At 70.7% G+C, this 1,439-nt stretch carries 1 protein-coding gene; it reads right to left on the bottom strand.

All coding sequences use genetic code 11. The features are described 5' to 3' along the window. Nucleotides 1-50: 50 nt before the first annotated feature. Nucleotides 51-1,364 (bottom strand): IS701 family transposase, encoded by a 1,314-nt coding sequence (locus I6A81_RS41190; protein WP_238431221.1) that lies wholly within the window; start codon nucleotides 1,362-1,364, stop codon nucleotides 51-53. Nucleotides 1,365-1,439 lie beyond the last annotated feature (75 nt).

Here is a 1,439-nt window from a genome sequence, read left to right on the forward strand (position 1 = left end):
CGCTGGTTGGTCAGGTTGGGGTGGCTAGTGGGCGGGAGTGGCTCACGTGGTCAAGCAGGGCTGCCAGTTCCGGTGGGGGTGGAGCGGTCGACCAGCGGTGCCAGTACAGCTGCAGACGTGCCCAGGGGCACAGCCAGCCGCGGACCTGCCGTAGCGTGTCCTGCCAGATGATCCGCCGGCGCGGATTTTTCCCCCGCCGCCCCGCCGTGCCCGCGGGGCGTTTGTTCGGCCTGGCCGGGGGGTGGTGTGGTCAGCAGGCTGAAGGTGAACGCCAGCATCACCAGCTGCCAGTGCCGCACGATGGCCTGCTCGGAGCGGACCTGGAAGTCCGCCCAGCCCAGTTCGTGCTTGGCCGGCTTGTAGTAGTGCTCGATCCAGTCCCGTAGCCGGTAGATCCGATAGACCTCGGCCGCGTCCGCCTCGGCCACCGTGAGGTTGGTGGCCATGAACCAGGTCGAGTCGGGGGTGAGCCTTGTCGGGTCGGCGGTGGCGGCGATCAGGCGGGTGCCCTGGACCGGTCCGTAGCAGGGGCCCAACTCCAGCTCGGCGACATGGCGGGCCAGCGGCCGGTTGTGGCTGTCGGTCAGTACCAGGCGCCGCCAGTCCTCCAAGGGCAGGCGGGCGGCGGCCTCGGCGGGGGTGAACGCCGGCGGGTGGGCGGGGTCCTCGACGAACTGCCAGGTGCCGTGGCGGGGACGCAGAGCCAGTACGTAGCGGATCCTGGCCGTCCGTAGACGTCCCTCCAGCGTGGGGTTCTCGCCGTAGACGCAGTCGGCCACCACCGCCCGAAACGGCACATCGGCGCCGCGGGCTTCCTCGATCAGCTCCCAGGCGAGCTCCGGCTTGGTGGCAAACGCCGGGTCGGCCTTACCGCCAGGCAGCCGACAGGCGGGCCGGTAGGGCCGCACCCCCAGCGGCGCATGCCGGGTGCCGTCAGCCCAGTGGCTGGTGACAGCCACGACGCCGTTGGCGGTGCGGCCGAGCTTGCCGATGTACTGCTGGGCCGCCAGCACGATCCCCTGGCCGCGCTTGCGGTCCCCGGTCTCGTCGATGATGAGCACCCCGTTGCCGTGCGGCCCCAGGTCCGGATCCCGCCGCCACAGCGCCACCCGCCGCGCGCCCAGGGCGTCGGGATCCCAGGGCGCATCGTGCAGGAAGTGGTGCAACCGCTGACGGTCAGCACCGGGCACCAGGGCGGCAAGCTCCGTCAGCGTCTTGTTGCGCTCCCGGGGCAACAACAGACCGATCAGGTAGTGCCGAAGGGCGGAGCGCTCAGCCACACGACAGAACAGATCATCGAACTGGCCGCAGAACCGGTCCACCGCCTCCGCCGTCGGCGCGGTCGGCTTGCGAGGTGTGGCCATCGGGCACCTCCCCCGAAACGGCCCAGCCAGACACCACAACCGTACGTCCAGTTACCCCAACCTGACCAACCAGCG

Origin of the sequence: Frankia nepalensis, from assembly GCF_016786325.1 — a bacterium.
GTDB classification, from domain to species: domain Bacteria; phylum Actinomycetota; class Actinomycetes; order Frankiales; family Frankiaceae; genus Pseudofrankia; species Pseudofrankia nepalensis.

Coding starts and splice junctions, on each gene's coding strand:
- I6A81_RS41190 (WP_238431221.1), bottom strand. CDS start 1,364: ATGGCCACACCTCGCAAGCCGACCGCGCCGACGGCGGAGGCGGTGGAC.